Below are 22,314 nucleotides of genomic sequence, written 5' to 3' on the forward strand. Positions count from 1 at the left end.
GCGTCGGGATCCGGGTAGACTAGGTAGTGATATTGGGGAACCGAGTTGATGTGGGACAGGGGGTAAGTGATGGCTCTTTCAGAGTATGAGAAGCAGATTCTGGCTGAGATGGAGCAGCACTTACGTCAGCAGGATCCCGATCTTGCAGACACGATGGCCTCATCATTGCCGGAGCCGGAGAAGGCTCCGGAGCGCGCCCCGTCAGCACCTCTTTCCCCGCGTCGCATTGCCCTTGGTTCGATCCTTGCGGCAGTCGGCCTTGCGGTAGTTCTGCTCGGGGTGACAATCGGGGTGGCGCTATGGACAATCCTTTTGGGTGTAGCTGGTTTTGCGTGCATGGTAGGCGGTGTTCTCTTGGCTTTGAGCACTGACAAGAATGCCCTACCCACAAATGATGGCGTTCGGCAAGCGCAGAAGGCCCCCAAGATCTCGAAAGAAGAGCGGGATGCGCAACGTCGCGAACGGTGGCAGAACCGAGGGCAGTAGCGGCGAAGAACTGGAAACTAGGAAGCCAACTGAGATTTCAGTTGGCTTTTTCTGTGCCTACTTCCCGGCGTGCTTCGAGCAGGCGGTGGCGCCCAGGCGGGTGCAAGCCAGTCCTCCGGGGCCCAAGTATCCCCAGATTTCGAGAACTACCCCCACTTTCCTCCCCCCATGGTTGAACAGGGAATACTCAAAAGACTATTGGCCAAAATCTGAGAAATAACGGCGTCAAGGGATACAAGTGGAGGGAAGTGGAGTATTGTGGACAGATCGAGAGGGGGTGGGGTGTGTTCCTGGGTACCTATGAACCAAAGATGGATGAGAAGGGCCGGGTCATCCTGCCTGCGAAGTTCCGCGATCAGCTTGCCGACGGCCTCGTAATTACCCCCGGTCAAGACCGCTGTCTCTACGTGGTTTCAGCTGCAGAGTTCTCTCGGATGGTTGATGATCTCGCAAAATCGCCAAGTGCCTCGAAGAATGCGCGCGACTATATTCGCGTGCTGATGTCGGGCGCCTCAGATGAGGTTCCCGACAAGCAGGGGCGCATCACAGTCCCACCACGACTTCGCATGTATGCCGGGTTATCCCGGGACCTCATCGTCGTAGGTGTCGGCACCCGAGCTGAAATTTGGGATGCGGAAGCCTGGAACCGTTATCTCTCCGCTCAAGAAGAGGCCTTCTCCCAGTCCGTTGAGGAGGTTATTCCAGGAATGTTTTAGCTTCGCGCGGGCACTGGGACGCGCTCTGACTTCACTTCCCCGTTGTCAGAACCGACCAGTGCCCACCGCGACCACTCAGATAGTGACCTCAAGCAGACAGCCCGAAGTTCAGAGAGGAAGACAATGACGGACACCGCTGTGAAGCACACACCGGTCATGTTGGCTCGTTGCCTTGACCTCTTGGCCCCCGCGTTTGAGGTTGCTTCTCCCCTCATGGTCGACGCGACAGTCGGACTCGGGGGGCACACGGAGGGTGCTCTCAAGAGATTTCCCTCCCTCACAGTCATTGGTATCGACCGAGATCCCGTGGCTTTGGAGTTGGCTTCGGCGAGACTTGTGCCCTTTGGGAACCGCTTCAGGCCGTTCCAAGGAACGTACGATCAGATCGGCGACGCGCTCGACGGACAGCTGGCCAATGGAATCCTGATGGATCTCGGGGTTTCTTCGATGCAACTGGACGAGGTCGAGCGCGGGTTCTCCTACGCTACGGACGCTCCCCTTGATATGAGGATGGACGCAACATCTGGCGAGAGCGCCGCAGAACTGCTTTCCCGCATTGATCGCAATGACCTAGTGAGAATCCTGCGCAGGTACGGAGACGAGAAGTTCGCGCCTCGTATTGCAGACCTCATTGTCCAGCGTCGCGAGATGGAGCCGTTGCAGACAACGGGACAGCTAGTTGACATAGTGCGGACTGCGATACCGGCACCTGCGCGGCGCACCGGTGGTAACCCTGCCAAGCGAACCTTCCAGGCAATCCGAATCGCAGTCAACGATGAGCTGGCAATTCTGGAGGAGGCGATCCCTGCTGCCCTCTCAAACCTCGCTGTCGGAGGACGTCTTGTCGTCGAGGCATATCAGTCTCTTGAAGATCGCATAGTCAAGGACTATTTCAATGCGGGAGCGAATCCCAGGCTTCCGGCTGGTCTCCCAATGACCGCTGACGAAGTTGATGCCCACAGGACTCTGCGCTTGCTCACACGAGGTGCCGAACGGGCTTCAGAATCTGAGGCAAATACCAACCCTCGCTCAATTCCGGTGCGCCTGCGCGCCGCCGAACTTCTGACTCAGTGGAGGCATGATGTCCGCTAGCGCACAGCCAGTTCCTCCTCAGTCGACGCTGAGTGTCGCTCCGGGGATATCGTCCTCCACCCGCATTCAAGTTGTCGCCGGACAGAAAATCAACGTACGCGCTTCTGCATGGCCCTTTATCCTCATTGCGAGTCTTCTGGTGATCCTAACCATTGCCTTGCCTATGGTTGTCAATACGCAAATGGCTCAGAGGGCCTACGAGATTCGCGATCAACACGTCCAGCTGGCAGAAATCAACGCGCGGGTTGAGACCATGGAAGCAGAGCTGTTGGTTGTCTCCTCGCCCCAGAAACTTGAGGAGAAGGCGAACGCCATTGGTTTGGTTCGTTCTGGGAGTATCGGTGCAGTCACCCTTGAGACCAGAACGGTCGAGGGCGGAGAGGCTGCCCAATGACCGACCGACCTGCCCCTTCGAGCAGACGCACTGCTGCTCGACGGTCCCGATCGATACTCATCGTTGCAGTCGTGTTTCTACTTGTTGCTGCAGCACAGCTGTTCATGATTCAGATTGTGCGTGGGGATGAACTGGCTGACCAGGGTCGCGTGGTCCGCACTTCGGCCAGTGCGATTCAAGCCCCCCGCGGCTCAATCGTTGATGCTGATGGCGTGGTCTTAGTGGAGTCGCGTATCACCTACCACATCGCGGCGAATCAGAAGGCACTCCTCGAGTATCGCAATGTGGATGACAACGGCGTGATTGTTGGCCGGGGGCCCGCTGAGGCCGCTCGCCAACTGGCGCCGATTTTGGGTATGGATGTAGCTGAGCTCGGGGGCATGCTCCTAGGCGATAGTACCTACCAGTACCTAGCGAAGAATGTTGAGCCTGATACCTACCGAGAGATCCGGCGGCTGGGAATCTACGGGATCGAATGGGAACCTTCCTTCGATCGCCTCTATCCCGGGGGTTCCCTCGCGGGTACGGTCTTGGGTAGTGTCGATGTCGCGGGGGACGGCAACTCCGGCCTCGAACTGATATTTCAAGACGAGTTGACCGGAGAGTCCGGTGAGGAATCCTATGAGATTGGGCCGACCGGCGCGGTGATTCCTGGAGCGAAGGTTGTCTCGAAAGAGGCACAACCCGGCGACACGGTGAACACTACCCTTGTGGCAGACCTACAATATGCGGTCCAAAGTGAACTGGACGCAGCGGTTGACATGTACGGTGCAGAGTGGGGAGCTGCCGTGGTAATGGATGTCGCGAGTGCGGAGATTCTTGCACTCGCAGACTCTGACACCACCACTCCGGAGGATGGTCCGCAGGCCTCAAGGGCGGTCCAGATGGTTTACGAGCCAGGGTCCGTGGGAAAGATCTTCACATTTGCTGGCGCACTGGAACGCGGTGTGATAACGCCCGAGTCAACCTTCACAATGGCCGACAAGTACACGACTTCCAACGGGCAAACGTTCAGCGACATGGTTCCCCATGAGACTTTCACGAAGACTGCAACCGGGATCATTGCCCAATCCTTGAACACAGGGACCGTGATGATCGGTGAGCAGATTCCGGCTGAGGATCGCTACGACCTAATTCGACGCTTCGGCCTCGGGGAGAAGACCGGGGTGCAGTTGGCGGGCGAATCAGCTGGAATTCTCAGTAGTCCTGAGGACTGGGATGGTAGAACCTTCTACACAACGACCTTTGGGCAGGGATACGCTGTCAACGCAGTCCAAGCCGCCTCGGTCATGGCAACTTTGGGCAACGGTGGGGTGCGAATCGCGCCGACCCTCGTATCGGGGTTCACGGCTCCGGACGGCACCGTGCGAGAGCTCGACCGGGGGGTTCCGACTGAAGTTGTTAAACCTGAAGTTGCCCAGACCCTGGTGAAAATGCTTGAGTCTGTTACCAACGGTGGTTCGGGGTATCTGGCAAATGTTGACGGCTACCGTGTCGCGGCGAAGACGGGTACATCGGAGATAGGCACCGGCGGAACAATCGCGAACATGGTGGCGCTTTTCCCGGCGGACAACCCGCAGGTGGCCATTTCGACGATCCTCTACAAGCCAACGGGTCTGTACAAGGCGAGCGAAACTGCCGCGCCGCTTGTGCATCAGATCGTGACGGACTGCATACGCGTGCTGGGGATCCCTCCGTCAAAGGAAGCACCTGTGTTGTTTCCTAGTGAACCAGGGGCATGAGACACTACCCGTACTATTGAAAGCATGAGGATCTGTGCGGATAGTTTCGTGCAATGAAGAGCCTGCTGAGGAGGCGTGATGTTTCGCTCGCTTGAGTGGATTGCAGCCGTGACCGAAGGTGAGACCCACTTGCTGGGCCACACTGCGGACGATCTACCAAACGGTGTCGACGTTAGCCTGGCGACCACGGATTCTCGCGAATGCGTGGCCGGTTCCCTTTACTTTGCCAGGGTTGGCGAAACGAGTGACGGGCATAGCTACTTGCGCCAGGCAGCAGATGCGGGAGCAGTTGCAGCTGTGGTTGAGCGCGCTTCAGATTCGGTGTCGATTCCCCAGGTTGTCGTTAGGGATTCGACGGTTGCTCTGGGAAGGTTGGCGAAAGCGCATCTCGCTGACTTGCGGGGCCGAGGATCAATCCGCGTCGTGGGTATTACTGGATCTGCAGGTAAGACGACTGTTAAGGACCTTCTGGCCCGTGTGTTGGGACGTTCGGGTCCTACGGTTGCCCCCATTCTTTCCTTCAACAACGAGGTCGGGTGCCCGCTGACCATTCTCAAGGGTGACGAAGACACACGGTTCATGGTTCTGGAGATGGGCGCATCAGGACCGGGTCATATCCGTTATCTGACAGAGATTGCACCGTTGGATACCGCGATTGAACTGATGGTTGGCCGCGCCCACCTAGGCGGATATGACTCGCTAGAGAGCCTGATTGCTACGAAGCGCGAGCTCGTTGAGGGCCTTGTCCCAGATGGTGTTGGCATCCTCAACGCGGATGACCCAACTGTGGCTGGAATGGCTCAGGCTTGCCCCGGAGAGGTGTGCTTCTTTTCTGCTGCAGGGCTGGAAGATGCCCAGGTAAGAGCCACATTGGTGCAGGTTGAGGCCGACGGAGCTCCGAGTTTTGTTCTTGAAACCCCCGATTTTCGAGGGCGGGTGAAGCTTCGCCTTGTCGGCCGCCACCAGGTTAGCAATGCGCTCGCAACTGTTGCCTGCAACTACGTCCTTGGTCGGTCCACCATTACCGCTGTTCGTGAACTTGAGGTCGCGGGTGCCGTATCACCACATCGTATGGACATGACTGAGGGTCTGCGTGTGGCAACGACCGATGGCAAAGATGTGGTCGTAACAATGATCGATGACGCATACAACGCGAACCCGGACTCGATGGCGGCTTCGTTTGGTGCCGCGACGTCGCTCAGGAATGGTCGACGGCTGGTTATGGTACTTGGTGAAATGCTCGAGTTGGGAGAACACTCAGCAGAGATTCACCGCGAGGTCGGTAAAGCTGTCGCGGCTGCCAATCCCGACGTGCTGATCACTGTCGGGGTGGGAGCTTCACCACTTCATGAGTCTGTCGATGCGGGTGTTTCGAAGTTTGAAACAGAGGATTCCCAAGGCGCACTCGGCGCACTGAGGGGTGCCATGAGAGACGGCGACCTTGTTCTCTTGAAAGGATCGTACGGTTCTGGCGTGTGGGAAATCGCGAATGCACTTCGTGCGACAGCGTAGGATCATGGCGGTGGACATGTACGACCAGGCAAACGGAGGTTAGTCGATGATCGGTGTGATTGTCGCATTTGCGGCCGCGCTCCTAGCCAGTCTTTTTGGGACACCTGTCCTCATTAAGTTCCTAGTCAAGAAGCAATACGGGCAGTTCATCCGCCAGGATGGGCCAACAGCGCACTTTACGAAACGCGGAACACCCACGATGGGCGGCATCGTCATAATTATTGCGGTGCTGGTTGGGATCTTTGTGGGATTCGCCTTCAATGGTTCCCTTCCCACCTACTCTGTTTGGCTGCTAATTCTGCTCACCACAGGCTTAGGTTTCGTCGGTTTTCTCGATGACTTCATCAAGATTCGCAACCATCGAAGTCTCGGCTTGAATCCCATTGGCAAGATCATTGGCCAGGTCGGCATCGCCACCCTCTTCGGCGCACTGCTCCTCCTGAACCCCAACTCACTGGGACGAACTCCAGGCTCCACGGAGATCTCCATTGTCCGCGGGGTATCCCTTAACCTCGCCTTCGCCGGTGTAGTCTTCGGCGTCATCCTTTTCCTGCTGTGGATCAACTTCCTTGTTGCTGCCTGGTCAAACGGCGTCAACCTCACTGATGGACTCGACGGACTGGCGACGGGCGCATCGATAGGGGCTTTCTCCGCTTATGTCATCATTTCGTTCTGGCAGTACAGTCAGGCATGCTCCCGTCACACCGGGGGGATGAACGTGTGCTATGAAACTCGCGACCCGCTTGGTCTCGCAATTTTCGCGGCTGCCGTGGTGGGCGCGCTGATCGGCTTCCTCTGGTGGAACTCTTCACCCGCGCAAATCTTCATGGGAGATACCGGTTCCCTGGCATTGGGTGGTGCCTTTGCCGGTCTGTCAATAATGTCCCACACAGAACTTGTCGCCGTCATAATCGGTGGTCTCTTCGTGGTTATTGTCTTGTCGGACGTCATTCAGATTGGCAGCTTCAAAGCCACCGGTAAACGTGTTTTCAAGATGGCTCCGCTGCATCATCACTTCGAGCTGTCGGGATGGAAAGAAGTAACGATTGTTACGCGGTTCTGGATCATCTCTGCACTGTTTGCCGCACTCGGGGTGGGCCTCTTCTACCTCGAGTGGGTCTCGGGTCTCCAATGACGCACCCCAAAGCGGCAGTCGTCGGGCTTGGCGTCTCTGGACGGGCTGCTGTGGAACTTCTGTACGAGGACGGATATGCGGTCACGGTATTTGACCAGTCCGCAACTGAGGCCCCAGAGTCACTGCGTGAATGCCTGACATCCGTGGTCGTGATTGCTGATCCCGTGAAGTTGGGAGAAGCGATTTGTGCGCTGGAGCCTGCGGTCGTAGTTCTGTCACCCGGAGTACCTGGGACTTCCCCTATCGCGAGTATTCCGCAACAGCGTGGGATTGACGTGATTGGAGAGGTTGAGCTTGCCTACCGCCATAGGTCGCTCCAACCGGGGGGAGCCAAGTGGCTTGCGGTGACCGGGACAAACGGGAAGACCACGACGGTGGGAATGGTCGAGGCTATCCTTCGAGCAGCCCACGTTGACGCGATTCAGACTGGAAACGTGGGCTATCCGGTCGCGAAGGCAGTTGCAGAGGGTCACGAAGTGCTTGTCGCAGAACTGTCGTCTTTTCAGCTGGCAACCACGGCAACGTTGGCTCCTTGGGCAAGTATCTGCCTGAATGTTGATTCCGACCATTTGGATTGGCACGGAAATGTTGCCGCGTACCGGGCTGCGAAGGCGCGCGTGTACGACAGGGTGCGCAAGGCCAGGTTTGCATTTGCAGATGATGAGGTCACAGCTGAGATGGCCGTGCAGTGCAATGACTGCTCAGACTCCTCCTTGGTCCCATTGACCTTCGGGGTGGTTGCCTCCGGCGACATTGGAATCGCCGATGGCTTCCTTATTGACTTCGCCTTCATAGATTCACCCGAGGATGAGCCAGTCATTGCGGACCTGCGGCAAGTTCCTCTCCTGAGTGGCGCTTTGACAAGGCTTGACGGCGCCTCGTCTCCCCTTGTGCGGGATGCGCTGGCCGCTGCTGCACTAGCCAGGTCTCTCGGAGTCAGCGGTGAGGACATTGTCGCGGGTCTCCAGACCTTCCAAATGGCCCCACACCGATACGCCCTCGTACCAACTGGTGACGGGCGCTACTGGGTTGATGATTCGAAAGCTACAAATGTTCACGCAGCACGGGCCGCTTTGAACAACGTTGTAGCAGGTACGGCGGTGTGGATCGTGGGGGGTGACGCAAAAGGGCAGGACCTCTCTGCCCTAATCGCGGAGGCCGCGAAAGACGTAAAGGCAGCCGTGGTGATTGGAGCAGAGCAAGAAGGCCTCCTTGAGTTGTTCAAACGCTACGGACCCGATCTTCCAGTTGTGAGTGTCCCCGGAATGGGTCCAGTTGAATCTTGGATGAAGGACGCTGTGCGCGCCTGCGACCGAATTGCCGAAGTTGGCGATACCGTATTGCTTGCGCCTGCCTGTGCATCTTGGGATCAGTTTGCGAGCTACTCGCAGAGGGGGGATGTGTTTCGGGAGGCAGTCACGGATGTAGTCGGAGGCAAGGGGTAGGGACATGGCTTCAGAGGCCACGCAGAAGCGTCCACTGCTTCAGCGGGTTCCAAAGATACGCTTCGGCTCACCAAGCCCACAGAATGCCCAGCCATCACCCGTGGCCACGTACTATCTGATCCTTGTTCCTGCTGTTTTCCTGGCACTCTTTGGTTTGCTGATGGGGTTCTCGGCATCTGCCGTTACCAACATCGCGCAAGGTGTCAATCCGTATGTGCCGTTCGTCAAGACGCTCGGCATTGCTCTCCTTGCCCTCGCGGCTGCCGTGGGGGCGACGCTCATCCCACCGCGTGTGTGGCGCGCGCTGGCACCGTTACTGTTTGTGATCGGCCTAGCCTTGCAGGGGGCCGTCTTCTTCGTGGGAATCAGCGAAGGTGGAAACACCAACTGGCTACCAATCCCTGGCACCGGCCAGGTGATTCAACCTTCAGAGTTCCTCAAGCTTGCCACCTGCCTCATGCTGGGACGCATGTTGAGTATGAAGACCACCGATCTGAACAACTGGAAGCAGGTTGTTCTTTTTGGTCTTGCTCCCGTACTAGTCGCCATGGCTGCAGTCATGGTTGGCGGTGACATGGGGACGATGCTCATCTTTGTCGGTATTGGTTTTGGAGCACTCTGGGTTGCGGGCGTTCCCGGCAAATGGTTCGGGATGATGGCGGTAGCGGGGGGTGCACTGGCAGTCCTCCTTGTGGTTGTCAGCCCGTCGAGGACTAGGAGAGTCCTCGAGTTTCTTCCAGGATTTGGCACCCCACCGGACCCCTCCGCACCGACCCAGACCGACCATGGGCTATGGGCATTGGGTGCGGGAGGCCTGACCGGCCTGGGCCCCGGAGCATCTAGGGAGAAGTGGAATTACCTCCGGGAGGCCCACACTGACTTCATCCTTGCCATTGTGGGGGAGGAGTTTGGGTTAATTGGGACCCTTACCCTGTTGGCGTTACTTGGGCTCCTGATCTACGGAGCTCTGCGCCTTGCTTCGAATGCCCAGTCACGCTTCATAAGTATCTCGGCCGGAGGCATAGCTACGTGGTTGACGTTGCAGGGGCTACTAAACATAGGTACCGTCACGGGCTTGGCGCCTGTAATCGGCGTGCCGTTCCCGCTGGTGTCCTACGGGGGGTCGTCCTTCCTTTTCACTGCAATGGCGATCGGTGTGCTGTTGTCATTTGCCCGTAACGAGGCAGGAATGCGCAAGACTGGGCGGTTCAGCACAGAAACCGCGGGTCGTGATCCAAGGCGCACACGCGCCCCTCGCCGACCGCAGCGTTACGCTTCGGACACTACTACGAAGAACCCCCCGACAGTGCCCCCTGTGATTGGTAGCGTGGGCAAACGGCCCCGCCCAATTTCACGGCCCCTACCGACAGAGTCGCGGGGTTGGAACCTTGACAATGAGACGAACAAACCGGAGGCATCCTAATGGTTTTACGAGTTGTCCTAGCCGGCGGGGGAACTGCCGGACACGTGAATCCCCTCTTGGCGACAGCCGGCGTCCTCGAAGGACGGGGCCACAAGATTGAGGTGCTTGGCACGGAGGAGGGGCTTGAATCGACACTCGTGCCCGCAGCCGGCCTCAAGTTACACACCATTCCCAAGGTGCCAATACCGCGTCGGCCTTCGAAAGACCTTCTAACGGTTCCCACCCGGCTGAAAAATGCCACGAAGCTTGCTGGTGAGGTCCTCAGTGGGGCAGATGTTCTTGTTGGTTTCGGTGGGTATGTGTCGGCACCAGCCTACATAGCAGCTTCACGTCTTGGCGTGCCATTCGTTGTCCAGGAGCAGAATGCGCGCCCCGGGTGGGCCAACCGTCTCGGTGCGCGCAGTGCCAAGTCTGTTTCTCTGACCTTTCCACAGACCAAGCTGGCTGCAAGGCGCGGGCGAACTGTTTTCACCGGCTTGCCGCTGCGACGCTCGATTGTGGAGCTGGCAGAGCAACGTTCCACATCAGAGGGACTCAAGAGGGCGCGGACCAGTGCCTGTGAGCTTTTCGGCCTCGACCCTGATCTACCCGTCTTACTGGTGACCGGGGGATCACTGGGTGCTCAGCACATCAATGAGGTGGTTGCCAGCGGAGCAGCTGCATTTGCAGGTCGGGCCCAAATCCTTCATGCAACAGGAACTGGTAAGGCCGACGAGATCAGTGTTGGCGCCGCGAACACTCCGGGAGTGACCTGGGTGATTCGCGAGTACATCTCAAATATGGAGGATGCTCTGGCCGCCGCAGATCTGGTGCTGTGCCGGTCTGGCGCTGGAACAGTCGCTGAGCTTGGCGCATTGGGCTTGCCCGCATTCTATGTGCCGCTTCCTATTGGTAACGGCGAGCAGCGGCGCAACGCTGAAGGGCAGATCGCGGCGGGTGGGGCACTACTTGTCGAGGACAAGGACTTTTCGGTTGACAACCTTCGCAACCAGGTGCTCCCGATCCTTGGTGATCCCGCCATTCTGAAGAGGATGGGCGAGGCAAATAGAAGCACGTCACCAGGAGATGGGGCCAGCGCTGTGGCGGATTTGGTGGAAGAAGCGGGAGAGTCGCGGTGAGCAGGACAGAGCGACTTGCGGGCCAGTCATTCCACCTGATTGGTGTGGGCGGGGCCGGGATGTCCGTTGTTGCGGAACTCCTGGCAGGCCAAGGAGCCGCGGTGACCGGCTCGGACCGTCAGGACTCTGCGGTGCTTCAGGACTTGGTGTCGAAGGGGATCGGCGCGTACTACCCGCATGCCACAGAGTCCGTCCCGGCTGAAGCAACAGTGGTGCTTTCATCCGCCATCAGGGAGACAAACCCGGAGCTCATTGTTGCTCGAGGGCGAGGGCAGCAGATTATCCACAGATCACAGGCCCTAGCATTGGCTGCGCAAGGGCAACCCTTTATTGCGGTTGCGGGTGCGCACGGGAAGACTTCGACTTCGGCCATGATCGCAGTGGCCCTGCTCCACAGCGGTGTCGATGCCTCATTCGCTATTGGTGGTCCCGTCCTCGGGAGCGGGTCCGGAGCCAGAGTCGGGACAGGTATTTTCGTTGCAGAGGCGGATGAATCAGACGGGTCATTCCTGCACTACTCGCCATCGATTGAGGTGATCACGAATGTCGAGCCTGATCACCTCGACCACTTTGGATCAAAGGAGGAGTTCGTAGGGATCTTCAGGGAGTTTGTCGAACGCCTGATGCCCGGAGGCACACTGATTTGCTGTGGTGAGGATCCAGGATCTTGCGAGATCGCCGAGCATGGCTTAGCTACCGATCGGGTGGGGGAGGTTGTCACATATGGGCGACCCGGCTCTTCGCTTTGTCCACTGACGGTGGAAGTCACCGATGTCGTCATGGACGCAGACTCGTCTCGGGCGACTCTCTCTACGCAGGATGAGCGCGTTTCGCTTGAGTTGATGGTAACGGGTGTGCACAATCTCCTTAATGCTGCCGGCGCGTGGGCAGCGTGTGTCGCAGCAGGAATTGACGGTGAAGTGGCAGCTAGTGCTCTCAGGTACTTTCAGGGGGCGGGTCGCAGGTTCGAATTGAAGGCAGCCGTTGGTGGCAGGCGAGTTTATGACGACTACGCCCACCATCCCACCGAAGTCGAGGCTGCGCTCAAACAGGCTCGGATTGTCGCCGGAGAGGGTCGCGTCATTGCGGTCTTTCAACCGCATCTTTTTTCTAGAACACGTAACTTCGCGGATCGGTTTGCCAAGGCACTTTCTAACGCAGACGAGGTTGTGTTGGCGGATATCTATGCTGCACGCGAAGATCCGATCCCCGGGGTTACTTCAGAACTGATCGCGCAGAGTCCTTACATGCATGCACCGTTCCATTTTCTTGGCGACTGCCATGATGCAGCGGTGTTTGCCGCTTCGATCACGGACCCGGGTGACGTGTGCCTTCTGATCGGCGCGGGCGATATCTTCCTTCAGTCCTCCACCGTTGAGAAGGTGTGGGCGCAGGAAGTGCCGACGTGAGTCAAGTTGGTCCTAGTCCGCGCTCGGTTCGAGTTGATTTGCGGGACCATGTCAAGGAGAGACAATCCGCCCGACGACGCCTTCTAGCTTTCCGGGTCCTTGGTTTGCTGGCTGTGGTGGGTGCTGTTGCAGGGATCATTTGGGCAGTGTTCTACTCTTCTCTCTTCGCAATGAAGATGGATAGTCTGGTCATTGAGGGAGCGCAGTCGGACGTCGCGGCGGCAGATGTCGAACCCGCAGTCGCAAAATACGAGGGCGTGCCGCTGCCCAGAGTGCCGGTGGATTCCATACGGGATGAACTTCTGACGCGGCCTTTGATCGCGGAGGCGCAAGTCTACCGTTCTTGGATGCACGGCGTGACGGTGGATGTAGTTCAGAGGGTTCCAGCGGCGATGGTGGTGATCGATGGGGGGTACGCCCTCGTCGGAAGCGACGGTGTCACCACGACCGTTACCGAGGAGCCTGTGGAAGGACTTCCCTACGTTCATGTGGTAAGTGACGATGAGAGTGGAAGGGTTGGGCAGGCGAAGTCGGCTATTGCTGTCTGGGACAGCCTGGGTGATCCTCTACGCGCTCAGGTTTCGTCGATTTCCGCCGATGGAATGGTCGTCCGACTTGACTTAGTTGACGGGTCTCAGGTGGTGTGGGGGGACGAGGGCGAGAGTGCGCTTAAGGCCCAGGTTCTCGAGCTACTTGTTGAGCAACGACCGGCCTCGGTATACGACCTGCGGGATCCTCGCAAGCCGGTGACGAGGTAGTGAGCACTTGCTTGTCGAGCAGTAGGGTGCCTTCTGTGCAACACGCCGCAGTTGGTCCTTGATCGATAGTTCGAGTGCCCCTACCGTCTATCCGCTAGAGCAATGATCAAAGACAACCTTCAACTTGAGCCTTAGGGTTCTTGGGTGAGGTTGCAGCACCTCCGGGGGGACCAGTGGCGGTACCGCAGAACCATCTCGCAGTCATCAAGGTTGTCGGCATCGGCGGCGGCGGTGTCAATGCCGTGAACAACATGATTGATGCGGGGCTAAAAGGCGTTGAGTTCATCGCCATCAACACGGATGCGCAAGCGTTGTTGATGTCCGATGCAGAAACCAAGCTAGATATCGGACGCGATCTGACACACGGGCTGGGCGCCGGAGCTGATCCGGCGGTGGGACGTAAAGCGGCCGAAGATCACTCAGAAGATATTATGGAGGCCGTGGCGGGTGCCGACATGGTGTTTGTCACCGCGGGTGAAGGCGGCGGGACGGGTACCGGTGGAGCTCCGGTCGTCGCGAAGGCAGCTCGTGAAGCAGGTGCCCTCACCGTGGGTGTTGTCACGCGCCCCTTCTCATGGGAAGGACGTCGTCGTTCCCAGCAGGCAGAGTCGGGTGTCGAAGCGTTGCGGGATGAGGTCGACACTCTGATCGTTATCCCCAATGATCGTCTGCTCGACATCTCTGACCGGGATATCTCAATTATCGATGCCTTCAAAGAGGCCGATAAGGTACTGTTGTCCGGCGTCCAGGGGATCACCGAACTCATCACAACCCCGGGTTTGATGAACGTCGACTTCAACGACGTGAAGAGCGTCATGAAGGACGCTGGATCAGCGCTTATGGGAATCGGTGCAGCAACAGGGGAAGACCGGGCGCTACGTGCCGTTGAGACTGCTATTTCCTCACCTCTCCTCGAGGCTTCAATCGATGGTGCTCACGGAATTCTCTTCTTTGTTCAGGGTGGTCCCGATCTTGGTTTGCATGAGATTATGCAGGCCGCGACGTTGGTTCAGGAGGCAGCCCACGAAGAGGCCAACATCATCTTCGGCAATGTCGTGGATGAGTCCCTTGGAGATGAGATCCGCGTGACTGTTATTGCTGCCGGTTTTGACCAGCAAGCACAGATGCAGGCGGCACGGGAGGAAGCGGTGAGGGCTGCTCGCGAGGAAGCGCGGAGCGCGCCGACTTCTTCACCCGCAGGTGGTGTACCTCTTGCGACGCCTCCCGCACCGCGAAGGGTCGTGGAAGTTGACGATTACATCGAGGAGCCACGCGTGAGGACCAGTGCTGCACCGCAGACAAGGTCTCATCGAGCAGCGCCTGAGGTGCCCACCAGAACTGGTGCGATGGCGGCACTCCGGGCGGATAGTGTGCGTTCTCGAGGTCGTGTGGATGAGGGGTTTGAAGCCCCCCGCGTCTTTGCAGAAGAAGTTGTCGATGAGGATCTAGACATCCCGGACTTCCTTCGCTAAGTCGATGTGAGTGGGTGCTTTACGACATGCCGTGTCGGCTCCGACCCGCGTGAGAGTGATTGCACTAGCGTTTGAGTTGTTGTGACAGATGGGTTTAGAGATTTCACGTCACGCCGCTTCAGTACTGAATGGGTAAGTCTTGGAAAGGTATCGCGATGGCGCAACGCTTCAACCGCGCAATGGAAGTTATGGGCTGGAGGATTCCCGACGAGGATGAAGTTTCTTTCGACGATGTCTTAGCCGGCACCGAAGAAGCTGAGATTCGCGAGGTTGATTTCCAGTCCTACACGGCAGTCGCTGAGCCGAAGTTTGATGTTGTGTCAAAACCAGCTGCATCGGTGCGACGTATCTCAACAGTTCACCCATCTTCCTATGGGGATGCTCGCCTGATCGGTGAAGCGTTTCGTGATGGCACTCCGGTGATTATGAACCTTGAGGAGTTGCCGGATGCTGAGGCGCGCAGAATCGTTGATTTCGCGGCGGGTCTAGTTTTTGGCATGCACGGGGCAATCGAACGGGTCACAGCCCGCGTGTTCCTGCTGTCCCCGCGGGACGTCGAAGTTTCGTCGCAGGCCACTGGTCACGCCACCAACATTTTCGGCTAAGCGAGGACTGTTAGGTGGGTTCAATACTCGTAATCCTCGGCAACCTGGTGTCATTGGCCGCATCCCTATACACACTGGTTCTTTTGGCACGTGTGATTTTTGATTGGGCCAGGGTGCTGGCCCCACAGTGGTATCCCCCGGGTTGGTTGCTTGCGATCATTGATGTGATCTACAAGCTCACCGATCCTCCAGTCCGCTGGCTGCGGAAATTCATTCCGCCGATTCGGTTGGGTACAGTCGCCATCGATGTTGGCTTCATGGTGCTTTTTATTGGTGTTATCTTGTTGCAGAGAGTTGGTGGGTGGATCGCCTATTTAGGGTACGTGAATAGCTAGACCATTCAGCAAGTAAGACCGTACTCTGTTACAGATGTTGCAAATGTTGCGCATGGGGAACCGGGTATCGGTATGATCTAGAAGTAAGCGGCATGGTTGAGGTTGATTGACCAGAGTCGTTGGCTGTCGGTTCTACCACCCGGTAGGCCGGTGTCTTACGAATTTGACGATGACAGAGGTGAACAATATGGCGCTCCTTTCCGCCGACGACGTTCTGAACAAGACATTTCAGTCCGTTAAGTTCCGTGAGGGATACGACCAAATCGAGGTTGATGAGTTCCTTGACGAGGTCGTTGCTACGATCTATGCACTTTCGGTTGAGAACTCAGAGCTGAAGGAAAAGCTCTCGGTTGCCGATCAGCGAATTCAGGATCTTCAGTCTGGCGTTGCCGATCACGCCGCCCCTGAGGCTGAGACAACGGTTGTCGAAGCCGTTGTAGAGGAACCAGCACCGGTTGTTGAGCCGGTTATTGAAGAAGATCCGGCTCCAGCCGTTGATCCAGCAGATCCTCAGGCGGCGGCCTCGATGCTCGCACTCGCTCAGAGGCTTCACGATGAGTACGTCAATGACGGTCGTGAAGAGGGTGAACGGATTGTAGCGGACGCACACCAGCAGGCCAGAGGCATTGTTGAAGAAGCCAATGGCAAACGCGACGAAATCTTGACCAAGCTGAGTTCTGAGCAGAGTGCGCTTGAGGACTCGATTAACAACCTGCGCGGATTTGAAGCAGACTACCGTTCCTCGATTTCTGAGCACCTGCAGAAGCTTCTTGGGGATCTGCAGTCAGACGCGAAGCCTCAGTAGCCACGCACTTGTAGCATTCATGATGTCCGCCTCCTGTTGACGGGGGCGGACATTCTGTGTTCATGGTGTGCGCTCCTACCGCTGGCGCACTCCTACCGCTGGCGCACGCGTTCTCGCGCCGCTGACGCACCGGGCCGCTGACGCGCTCCCACCGCTACTGGCGCGCGCTGCCGCCGCTGCTGGCGCGCTCTCACGCCGCTGTGGCGTGGAATGTATACGTCGGGACGAAAACCGCGTCTGGGGTGCGTACCCCACACGATCATTCGGCCCCCACGTATACATTTCGCAGGTGGCCGGCTGGGGCAGTGGTTGGGTGCCCGACCGCGCGGGGCACCCAAGTGTTACGGAGCTGGTTGCGCCTTGCGGAGCGAGTTACGCCTAACGGAGCGGGTTTGGTCCCATTTGCCCTGAAATCACACCGTTATGCAAGCCAAACCCGCTCCGTTAGGCGTAACTCGCTCCCTTATGACACGGGGCAGCGCCGCTACCAACCTCAACAACAAGCAGAGAACAACCCACCGACTCGAAATAGTCTGGCAGCCCGCGCCTAACGCGAAATGTATGCGTGGGGACGACGGATGCGGCTGGGGTAGGGACCCCAGGGGCACATTTCGCCCCCACGTATACATTTCAGTGGGTGGACGGCTGGGATGTGGGCAGCCGCTGGGGCGGTGGCCGCTGGGATGTGGGCAGCCGCTGGGCGGGAGGGTGCTGGGGATGTGGGCAGCTTCGGCCCTGCGGGTTGCGCGTAACCCCAGGGGCTAAGCTGTTGGTCTATGCGCGATAATCCTGTCAGCCCCCCGTCGTCCCAGCTAAACCCCCTCCACACGAAGAAGAGGTCATTCTTCTGGTTGGTGGCCCTTGTTGCCATCGCAGCTCTTGGCCTTGATCTTCTAACAAAAGCCTGGGCCCTTGCGAACCTTGAGGAAGGCGTCGCGCAACCATTTTTGGGGAACTTCATTCAGCTGCAGCTAATTCACAACCCGGGTGCAGCATTCTCTTTGGGCGCGGGTTCAACTTGGATTTTCACAATTCTGTCGATCGGTATCATCGGTCTGATCCTCTGGTACGCGACACGCGTGTACAGCCCATCCTTAGCGATTCTTCTGGGTCTCATAGCTGGCGGCGCCGCGGGTAACCTTTGGGATCGGCTCACGCGCCCACCAGCCATCGGGCAGGGTCACGTCGTTGACTTCATCAACTACAACGGGTGGTTTATCGGCAATGTTGCTGATATCTGGATCGTCGGTGCCGCCCTCGTCCTCATCGTGTGGAAACTGTTTGAAAAGGACAGTGACGAAGAGAAGGACGCCAGTCTCGAAGCCGCCGGTGGCAGAAGTGAGTAGCCCCCGCATCCTGCCAGTTCCCGAGGGATTGGTTGGGGAACGGATCGACGTGGGGCTTTCCCGAATGCTGGGACTGTCCCGAAGTCAGTGCGCATCTCTGGTTGAAGAGGGGAGGGTGCTGGTCGACGGAGAAGTTCCTTCAAAATCTCTGCGCCTTCCCATGGGGGTCCTTCTTGAAGTGGATCTCCCGACGCCGGACACAACTCCGCCGCCCACAGCGTCCCTCGACATTCTGTACGAGGACGAAGACCTTATTGTCATCAACAAGCCTGTCGGAGTAGCAGCGCACACCGGGCCGGGATGGGATGGTCCGACGGTGATTTCCAGTCTGGAGGCTGCGGGAGTGCGCGTCTCTACCTCGGGTCCGACCGAACGTCAGGGGATCGTGCAGCGGCTCGACGTTGGCACCTCTGGCGCAATGATGGTTGCCAAGTCCGAACTGGCTTACGGGAGATTGAAGAACGCCTTCCGGAGGCGCGAGGTGCGCAAAATATACCACGCTGTAGTCGAAGGCCACCCGGACCCGTCCAGGGGAACAATTGACGCACCGATTGGCCGCCACCCGTCCCGCACATGGCGAATGGCTGTCACCGAGGATGGAAAACGCGCGACAACCCACTACGACGTCGAAGAGCTCATGGCGGGTGCCGCTCTTCTGGAGGTGAACCTTGAGACAGGGCGAACCCACCAGATCAGAGTTCACATGGCAGCCATAGGCCACCCCTGCGTCGGGGATGTGTTCTACGGGGCAGACCCTCGTAGAGCCGAGGAGCTTGGTTTGGTGAGGCAGTGGCTTCACGCCGTCGAGGTCGAGTTCCGGCACCCGCGGACCGAAGAGAAGGTCGTTGTGAGCGCACCCTATGCGGCGGACCTTGAGTCTGCCCTGGAAACTTTGCGAAACGGCGCCGCTTAGGATCGCAGCGCGCCAAGATGTCGGAGGGCGCTACTAGGATGGCGGGCATGGCTGCTACACGTAATGGTTTCGTCCACCTTCACAACCACACCGAATACTCGATGCTTGACGGGGCTGCAAAAATCAAGCCGATGGTTGCTGAAGCGGTTCGGCTTGGCCAACCCGCGCTCGGGATAACAGACCACGGCTACCTCTTTGGGGCCTATGAGTTCTATAGAGAGTGCGTTAGTGCCGGAATCAAGCCGATCATCGGCTTGGAAGCCTACGTGACACCGGGGACCTCAAGGTTCGACAAGTCCAAGGTGACGTGGGGGGAACCCTGGCAGAAGAATGACGACGTCTCAGCCCGCGGCACCTACACGCACCTCACGCTCCTTGCTCACAGTACGCAGGGGGTTCACAATCTTTTCCGTATGGGATCCATGGCTTCTCTGGAAGGCCAGGTTGGTAAGTACCCCAGGGTTGATAAGGACCTCATGGCCCGCTACCACGAAGGGATCACAGTCCTCACAGGGTGTCCTTCAAGCGCCGTGCAGACCCGTATGCGCCTGGGCCAGTGGGATGAAGCAGTGAAGGAAGCCGGAGAACTGCGGGACATTTTCGGAGCGGATCGCTTCTACGTTGAGCTCATGGACCACGGGATCGAAATCGAACGCAAGACCCGCGATCAGCTGCCACGACTCGCGGAACTGCTCGGGGCCCCAATGGTGGTCTCAAACGACTCCCACTATGTTTCCAAGGAGGATGCGCACACCCAAGAGGCAATGCTTGCTCTGCAGTCCACTACGACGCTGCTGGACAAGCCCTACCATGAGGGCGGTCCCAGGTTTGCCTTCGAGGGCGATACGTTCTACCTGCGGTCAACGGAAGACATGCGTCGCACCTGGAAGGAACTCCCGCAGGCACTCGACTCCACGTTGGAGATTGCAGAGAGAAGCGAAGTCACCTTCAGAACAACATCTGATGGCGCAAACTACATGCCTCGTTTCCCAACCCCTCCGGGCGAAGATGAGCAGTCGTGGTTCGTGAAGGAGGTAAGAAAGGGGCTCCACGCTCGTTTTGGTGAGAGCATTCCAGCCCACGTCCTCGACCGCGCGGAGTTTGAAGAGGGTGTCATCCTCCAGATGGGCTTCCCGGGCTACTTCCTGGTTGTTGCCGACTTTATTGGCTGGGCCAAATCGCGGGGGATTCGCGTTGGTCCGGGAAGGGGCTCTGGCGCAGGCTCGATGGTTGCCTACGCGATGGGAATTACCGACCTGAACCCGATTGAACACGGGCTCCTGTTTGAGCGCTTCCTGAACCCCGAACGTGTCTCAATGCCCGACTTCGACGTCGACTTCGATGAGCGCCGCAGGGATGAGGTGATTGGATATGTCCGTGAGAAATATGGGGATGACCGTGTCGCGCAAGTTGTTACCTACGGAAAGATCAAATCAAAGCAGGCGCTGAAGGACTCCGCCAGGGTCATGGGAAGGGAGTACAGAGTCGGGGAAGAGCTCACGAAGGCTCTGCCTGGTGATGTGATGGGTAAGCCCATGTCACTTGCTGGGATTTTTGATGAAAAGCACCCGCGGTACGCGGAGGCTAAGGAGTTCCGCAAGCTCTATGAAGAGCGGCCGGATATCCATGATGTTTTTGACCTCGCAAAGCGTCTTGAGGGCATAACCCGGCAGTGGGGCGTCCACGCCTGCGCGGTCATCATGTCCAGTGAACCCCTGGCCGACGTCATTCCCCTCATGATGCGGCCCCAAGACGGGGCAATCATCACCCAGTTCGACTACCCATCCTGTGAAGATCTGGGTCTGCTGAAGATGGACTTCCTGGGCCTGCGCAACCTGACCATAATTTCTGATGCGCTCGAGAATATCCGTCTGGGCGGTAAGGAGGTTCCCGACCTCGACTCGCTAGCCCTCGATGATCCCAAGACCTATGAGCTGCTCGGCCGCGGTGACACTCTGGGCATCTTCCAGCTCGAGGGCGGAGGGATGCGAGAGTTGTTGGCTATTATGCAGCCCGACAACTTTGAGGATATTTCCGCTGTTGGCGCACTGTATCGCCCCGGCCCCATGGGGGCCGGTTCGCACACCAACTATGCGCTTCGCAAGAACGGGCGCCAGGCCGTCGTTCCGATTCACCCGGAACTGGAAAAACCGCTAGAAGAAATCCTCGGCGCGACATTTGGTTTGATCGTCTACCAAGAGCAAGTTATGCAGATTGCCCAGAAGGTTGCCGGCTACTCCCTGGGACAAGCTGACATGCTTCGCCGCGCCATGGGTAAGAAGAAGAAGGAGATCCTCGACAAAGAGTTCGAACCGTTCAAGGCAGGAATGCTCAACAACGGGTTCTCTGAAGACTGTGTCAACACCCTGTGGGGAATCCTGGTTCCCTTCTCCGACTACGCGTTCAACAAGTCCCACTCCGCCGCATACGGTCTGGTCTCCTATTGGACTGCTTACCTCAAAGCAAACTTCCCGGATGAATACATGGCTGCGCTCCTCACATCCGCGGCAGCCAGCACGGACAAGCGGGCGCTCTACCTGGCTGAGTGTCGACACATGGGTATCCCCGTAGCGCGCCCGGATGTGAACCGCTCTCGTGATGTCTTCACAGCCGACTCTGAGGGGGTGCGGTTTGGCATGGCCTCAATCCGCAACGTTGGAAAGAACGTTGTTGATGGGATCGTTTCTGCGCGCGAGGCAAAGGGCGACTTCACATCGTTCCAAGACTTCCTCGATAAGGTGCCAATCGAGGTCTGCAACAAGAGAACAATGCAGTCTCTGATCAAAGCCGGTGCTTTTGACGGGTTTGGTCATCCACGCCGGGCTCTGCTCGCTAGGAGCGACGACGCTGTCGATGCCGTGATTGATCTGAAGCGCAATGAGGCACACGGGCAGTACGACCTCTTCGCGGCCTTAGACGGTGACAGTGGGGGAGCGTCCTCGTTCACCGTCGAGATCCCCGAGATTGCGGAATGGGACCGTAAAGAGAAGCTGGCATTCGAACGGGAAATGCTTGGACTCTACGTTTCCGATCATCCCTTGCGAGGCATGGAGAGGTCACTACCACGACACCAGGACGTGGAGATTGGCAAGATCAAGGAAGAGCCCCGCAAGTTCGACAACCAACGCATTACGATCGCCGGGTTGGTTACAGGCCTGGAAGTGCGCCTCAACAAGCAGGGGCTCCCCTGGGCGATCGTGACGCTTGAAGATTTTAGTGGCTCAATCGAGGTGCTCTTCTTTCCCAGGCAGTACGAGGGGGTTCAGGAAATCCTGGAACAGGACCAGATTGTCGCTGTCACCGGACGCATTGGGATCAGGGATGATCAGGCATCCATGACCGGAAACAGCGTGAGAATCTTGGAGCTGCGTGACCGCAGTGACATGCCCGTGGAGATTTCGCTGAACGCTCAGGACTGCACGCCGGAACTGCTGGGGCGACTCAGTGAAACCCTTTCGGGCTACCCGGGCAGCGCCAGGGTCCGGGTGCATCTACGCGACCGATCCAAAGAGACCACGATTGACCTGGGTGACAGGCTCCTCGTGGATCCGGATTCTTCTTTCTACGCGGCAGTGAAAGGGCTTCTGGGTGCCTCAGCAGTTTCTTGA

The 22,314-nt window shown here is 58.0% G+C and carries 19 protein-coding genes; all 19 read left to right on the forward strand.

The genetic code is table 11. The features are described from left to right. The first annotated feature begins 69 nt into the window (after nt 1-69). The 19 genes from IDL90_RS00250 (at nt 70) to dnaE (ending at nt 22,314) form a co-directional block, all read left to right on the forward strand. Nucleotides 70-486 (forward strand): DUF3040 domain-containing protein, encoded by a 417-nt coding sequence (locus IDL90_RS00250; protein WP_182141009.1) that lies wholly within the window; start codon nt 70-72, stop codon nt 484-486. 284 nt (nt 487-770) lie between these two features. After that, nucleotides 771-1,202, forward strand: coding sequence for a division/cell wall cluster transcriptional repressor MraZ (gene mraZ / locus IDL90_RS00255; RefSeq protein ID WP_182141008.1), 432 nt, complete (start codon nt 771-773; stop codon nt 1,200-1,202). Nucleotides 1,203-1,325: 123 nt separating this feature from the next. After that, a complete protein-coding gene (gene rsmH, locus IDL90_RS00260; RefSeq protein ID WP_187993941.1) occupies nt 1,326-2,294 on the forward strand; it encodes a 16S rRNA (cytosine(1402)-N(4))-methyltransferase RsmH in 969 nt (322 codons plus the stop codon). Next, nucleotides 2,281-2,688 carry a hypothetical protein gene (locus IDL90_RS00265; protein ID WP_187993942.1) on the forward strand — a complete coding sequence of 136 codons (408 nt, stop codon included), beginning with the start codon at nt 2,281-2,283 and terminating at the stop codon, nt 2,686-2,688. The genes rsmH and IDL90_RS00265 overlap by 14 nt, the downstream gene beginning before the upstream one ends. Next, nucleotides 2,685-4,430, forward strand: a complete 1,746-nt coding sequence (locus IDL90_RS00270) for a penicillin-binding protein 2 (RefSeq protein ID WP_187993943.1) — start codon at nt 2,685-2,687, stop codon at nt 4,428-4,430. The genes IDL90_RS00265 and IDL90_RS00270 overlap by 4 nt, the downstream gene beginning before the upstream one ends. A 78-nt stretch (nt 4,431-4,508) precedes the next feature. Beyond that, complete coding sequence (gene murF, locus IDL90_RS00275) at nt 4,509-5,942, forward strand: UDP-N-acetylmuramoyl-tripeptide--D-alanyl-D-alanine ligase (RefSeq protein WP_262508962.1); 1,434 nt, start codon at nt 4,509-4,511, stop codon at nt 5,940-5,942. A gap of 46 nt (nt 5,943-5,988) precedes the next feature. After that, entirely contained in the window at nt 5,989-7,077 is a 1,089-nt protein-coding gene (gene mraY / locus IDL90_RS00280; protein WP_182141003.1) for a phospho-N-acetylmuramoyl-pentapeptide-transferase, read from the forward strand. Next, nucleotides 7,074-8,522 carry a UDP-N-acetylmuramoyl-L-alanine--D-glutamate ligase gene (gene murD, locus IDL90_RS00285; RefSeq protein ID WP_187993945.1) on the forward strand — a complete coding sequence of 483 codons (1,449 nt, stop codon included), beginning with the start codon at nt 7,074-7,076 and terminating at the stop codon, nt 8,520-8,522. The genes mraY and murD overlap by 4 nt, the downstream gene beginning before the upstream one ends. Nucleotides 8,523-8,526: 4 nt before the next feature. Continuing rightward, nucleotides 8,527-9,945, forward strand: a complete 1,419-nt coding sequence (locus tag IDL90_RS00290) for an FtsW/RodA/SpoVE family cell cycle protein (protein WP_187993946.1) — start codon at nt 8,527-8,529, stop codon at nt 9,943-9,945. Next, complete coding sequence (locus IDL90_RS00295; RefSeq protein WP_187993947.1) at nt 9,945-11,063, forward strand: glycosyltransferase; 1,119 nt, start codon at nt 9,945-9,947, stop codon at nt 11,061-11,063. Before IDL90_RS00290 ends, IDL90_RS00295 begins: the two co-directional genes overlap by 1 nt. Continuing rightward, the gene (gene murC, locus IDL90_RS00300) at nt 11,060-12,472 is read left to right on the forward strand and encodes a UDP-N-acetylmuramate--L-alanine ligase (protein WP_259349477.1); all 1,413 of its coding nucleotides are present in this window, start codon (nt 11,060-11,062) and stop codon (nt 12,470-12,472) included. The genes IDL90_RS00295 and murC overlap by 4 nt, the downstream gene beginning before the upstream one ends. Further along, nucleotides 12,469-13,230 carry a cell division protein FtsQ/DivIB gene (locus IDL90_RS00305; RefSeq protein ID WP_182140999.1) on the forward strand — a complete coding sequence of 254 codons (762 nt, stop codon included), beginning with the start codon at nt 12,469-12,471 and terminating at the stop codon, nt 13,228-13,230. Before murC ends, IDL90_RS00305 begins: the two co-directional genes overlap by 4 nt. A gap of 173 nt (nt 13,231-13,403) precedes the next feature. Continuing rightward, a complete protein-coding gene (gene ftsZ, locus IDL90_RS00310) occupies nt 13,404-14,702 on the forward strand; it encodes a cell division protein FtsZ (RefSeq protein ID WP_182140998.1) in 1,299 nt (432 codons plus the stop codon). 155 nt (nt 14,703-14,857) lie between these two features. Next, nucleotides 14,858-15,307 (forward strand): cell division protein SepF, encoded by a 450-nt coding sequence (locus tag IDL90_RS00315; RefSeq protein ID WP_182140997.1) that lies wholly within the window; start codon nt 14,858-14,860, stop codon nt 15,305-15,307. Between the two features lie 14 nt (nt 15,308-15,321). Next, nucleotides 15,322-15,642: a YggT family protein gene (locus IDL90_RS00320; RefSeq protein WP_259349476.1), complete on the forward strand. Its 321-nt coding sequence runs from the start codon at nt 15,322-15,324 to the stop codon at nt 15,640-15,642. Between the two features lie 169 nt (nt 15,643-15,811). After that, entirely contained in the window at nt 15,812-16,447 is a 636-nt protein-coding gene (locus IDL90_RS00325) for a DivIVA domain-containing protein (protein WP_310649223.1), read from the forward strand. A 776-nt stretch (nt 16,448-17,223) separates the two neighbouring features. Further along, nucleotides 17,224-17,793, forward strand: a complete 570-nt coding sequence (gene lspA / locus IDL90_RS11230) for a signal peptidase II (RefSeq protein ID WP_262508931.1) — start codon at nt 17,224-17,226, stop codon at nt 17,791-17,793. Nucleotides 17,794-17,800: 7 nt separating this feature from the next. Next, nucleotides 17,801-18,706: an RluA family pseudouridine synthase gene (locus IDL90_RS00330; protein WP_316930269.1), complete on the forward strand. Its 906-nt coding sequence runs from the start codon at nt 17,801-17,803 to the stop codon at nt 18,704-18,706. A 47-nt stretch (nt 18,707-18,753) separates the two neighbouring features. After that, nucleotides 18,754-22,314 carry a DNA polymerase III subunit alpha gene (gene dnaE, locus IDL90_RS00335; protein ID WP_187993948.1) on the forward strand — a complete coding sequence of 1,187 codons (3,561 nt, stop codon included), beginning with the start codon at nt 18,754-18,756 and terminating at the stop codon, nt 22,312-22,314.

It is taken from the genome of Schaalia sp. JY-X159, from assembly GCF_014525425.1.
In the GTDB taxonomy this organism is placed as follows: Bacteria; Actinomycetota; Actinomycetes; order Actinomycetales; family Actinomycetaceae; genus Scrofimicrobium.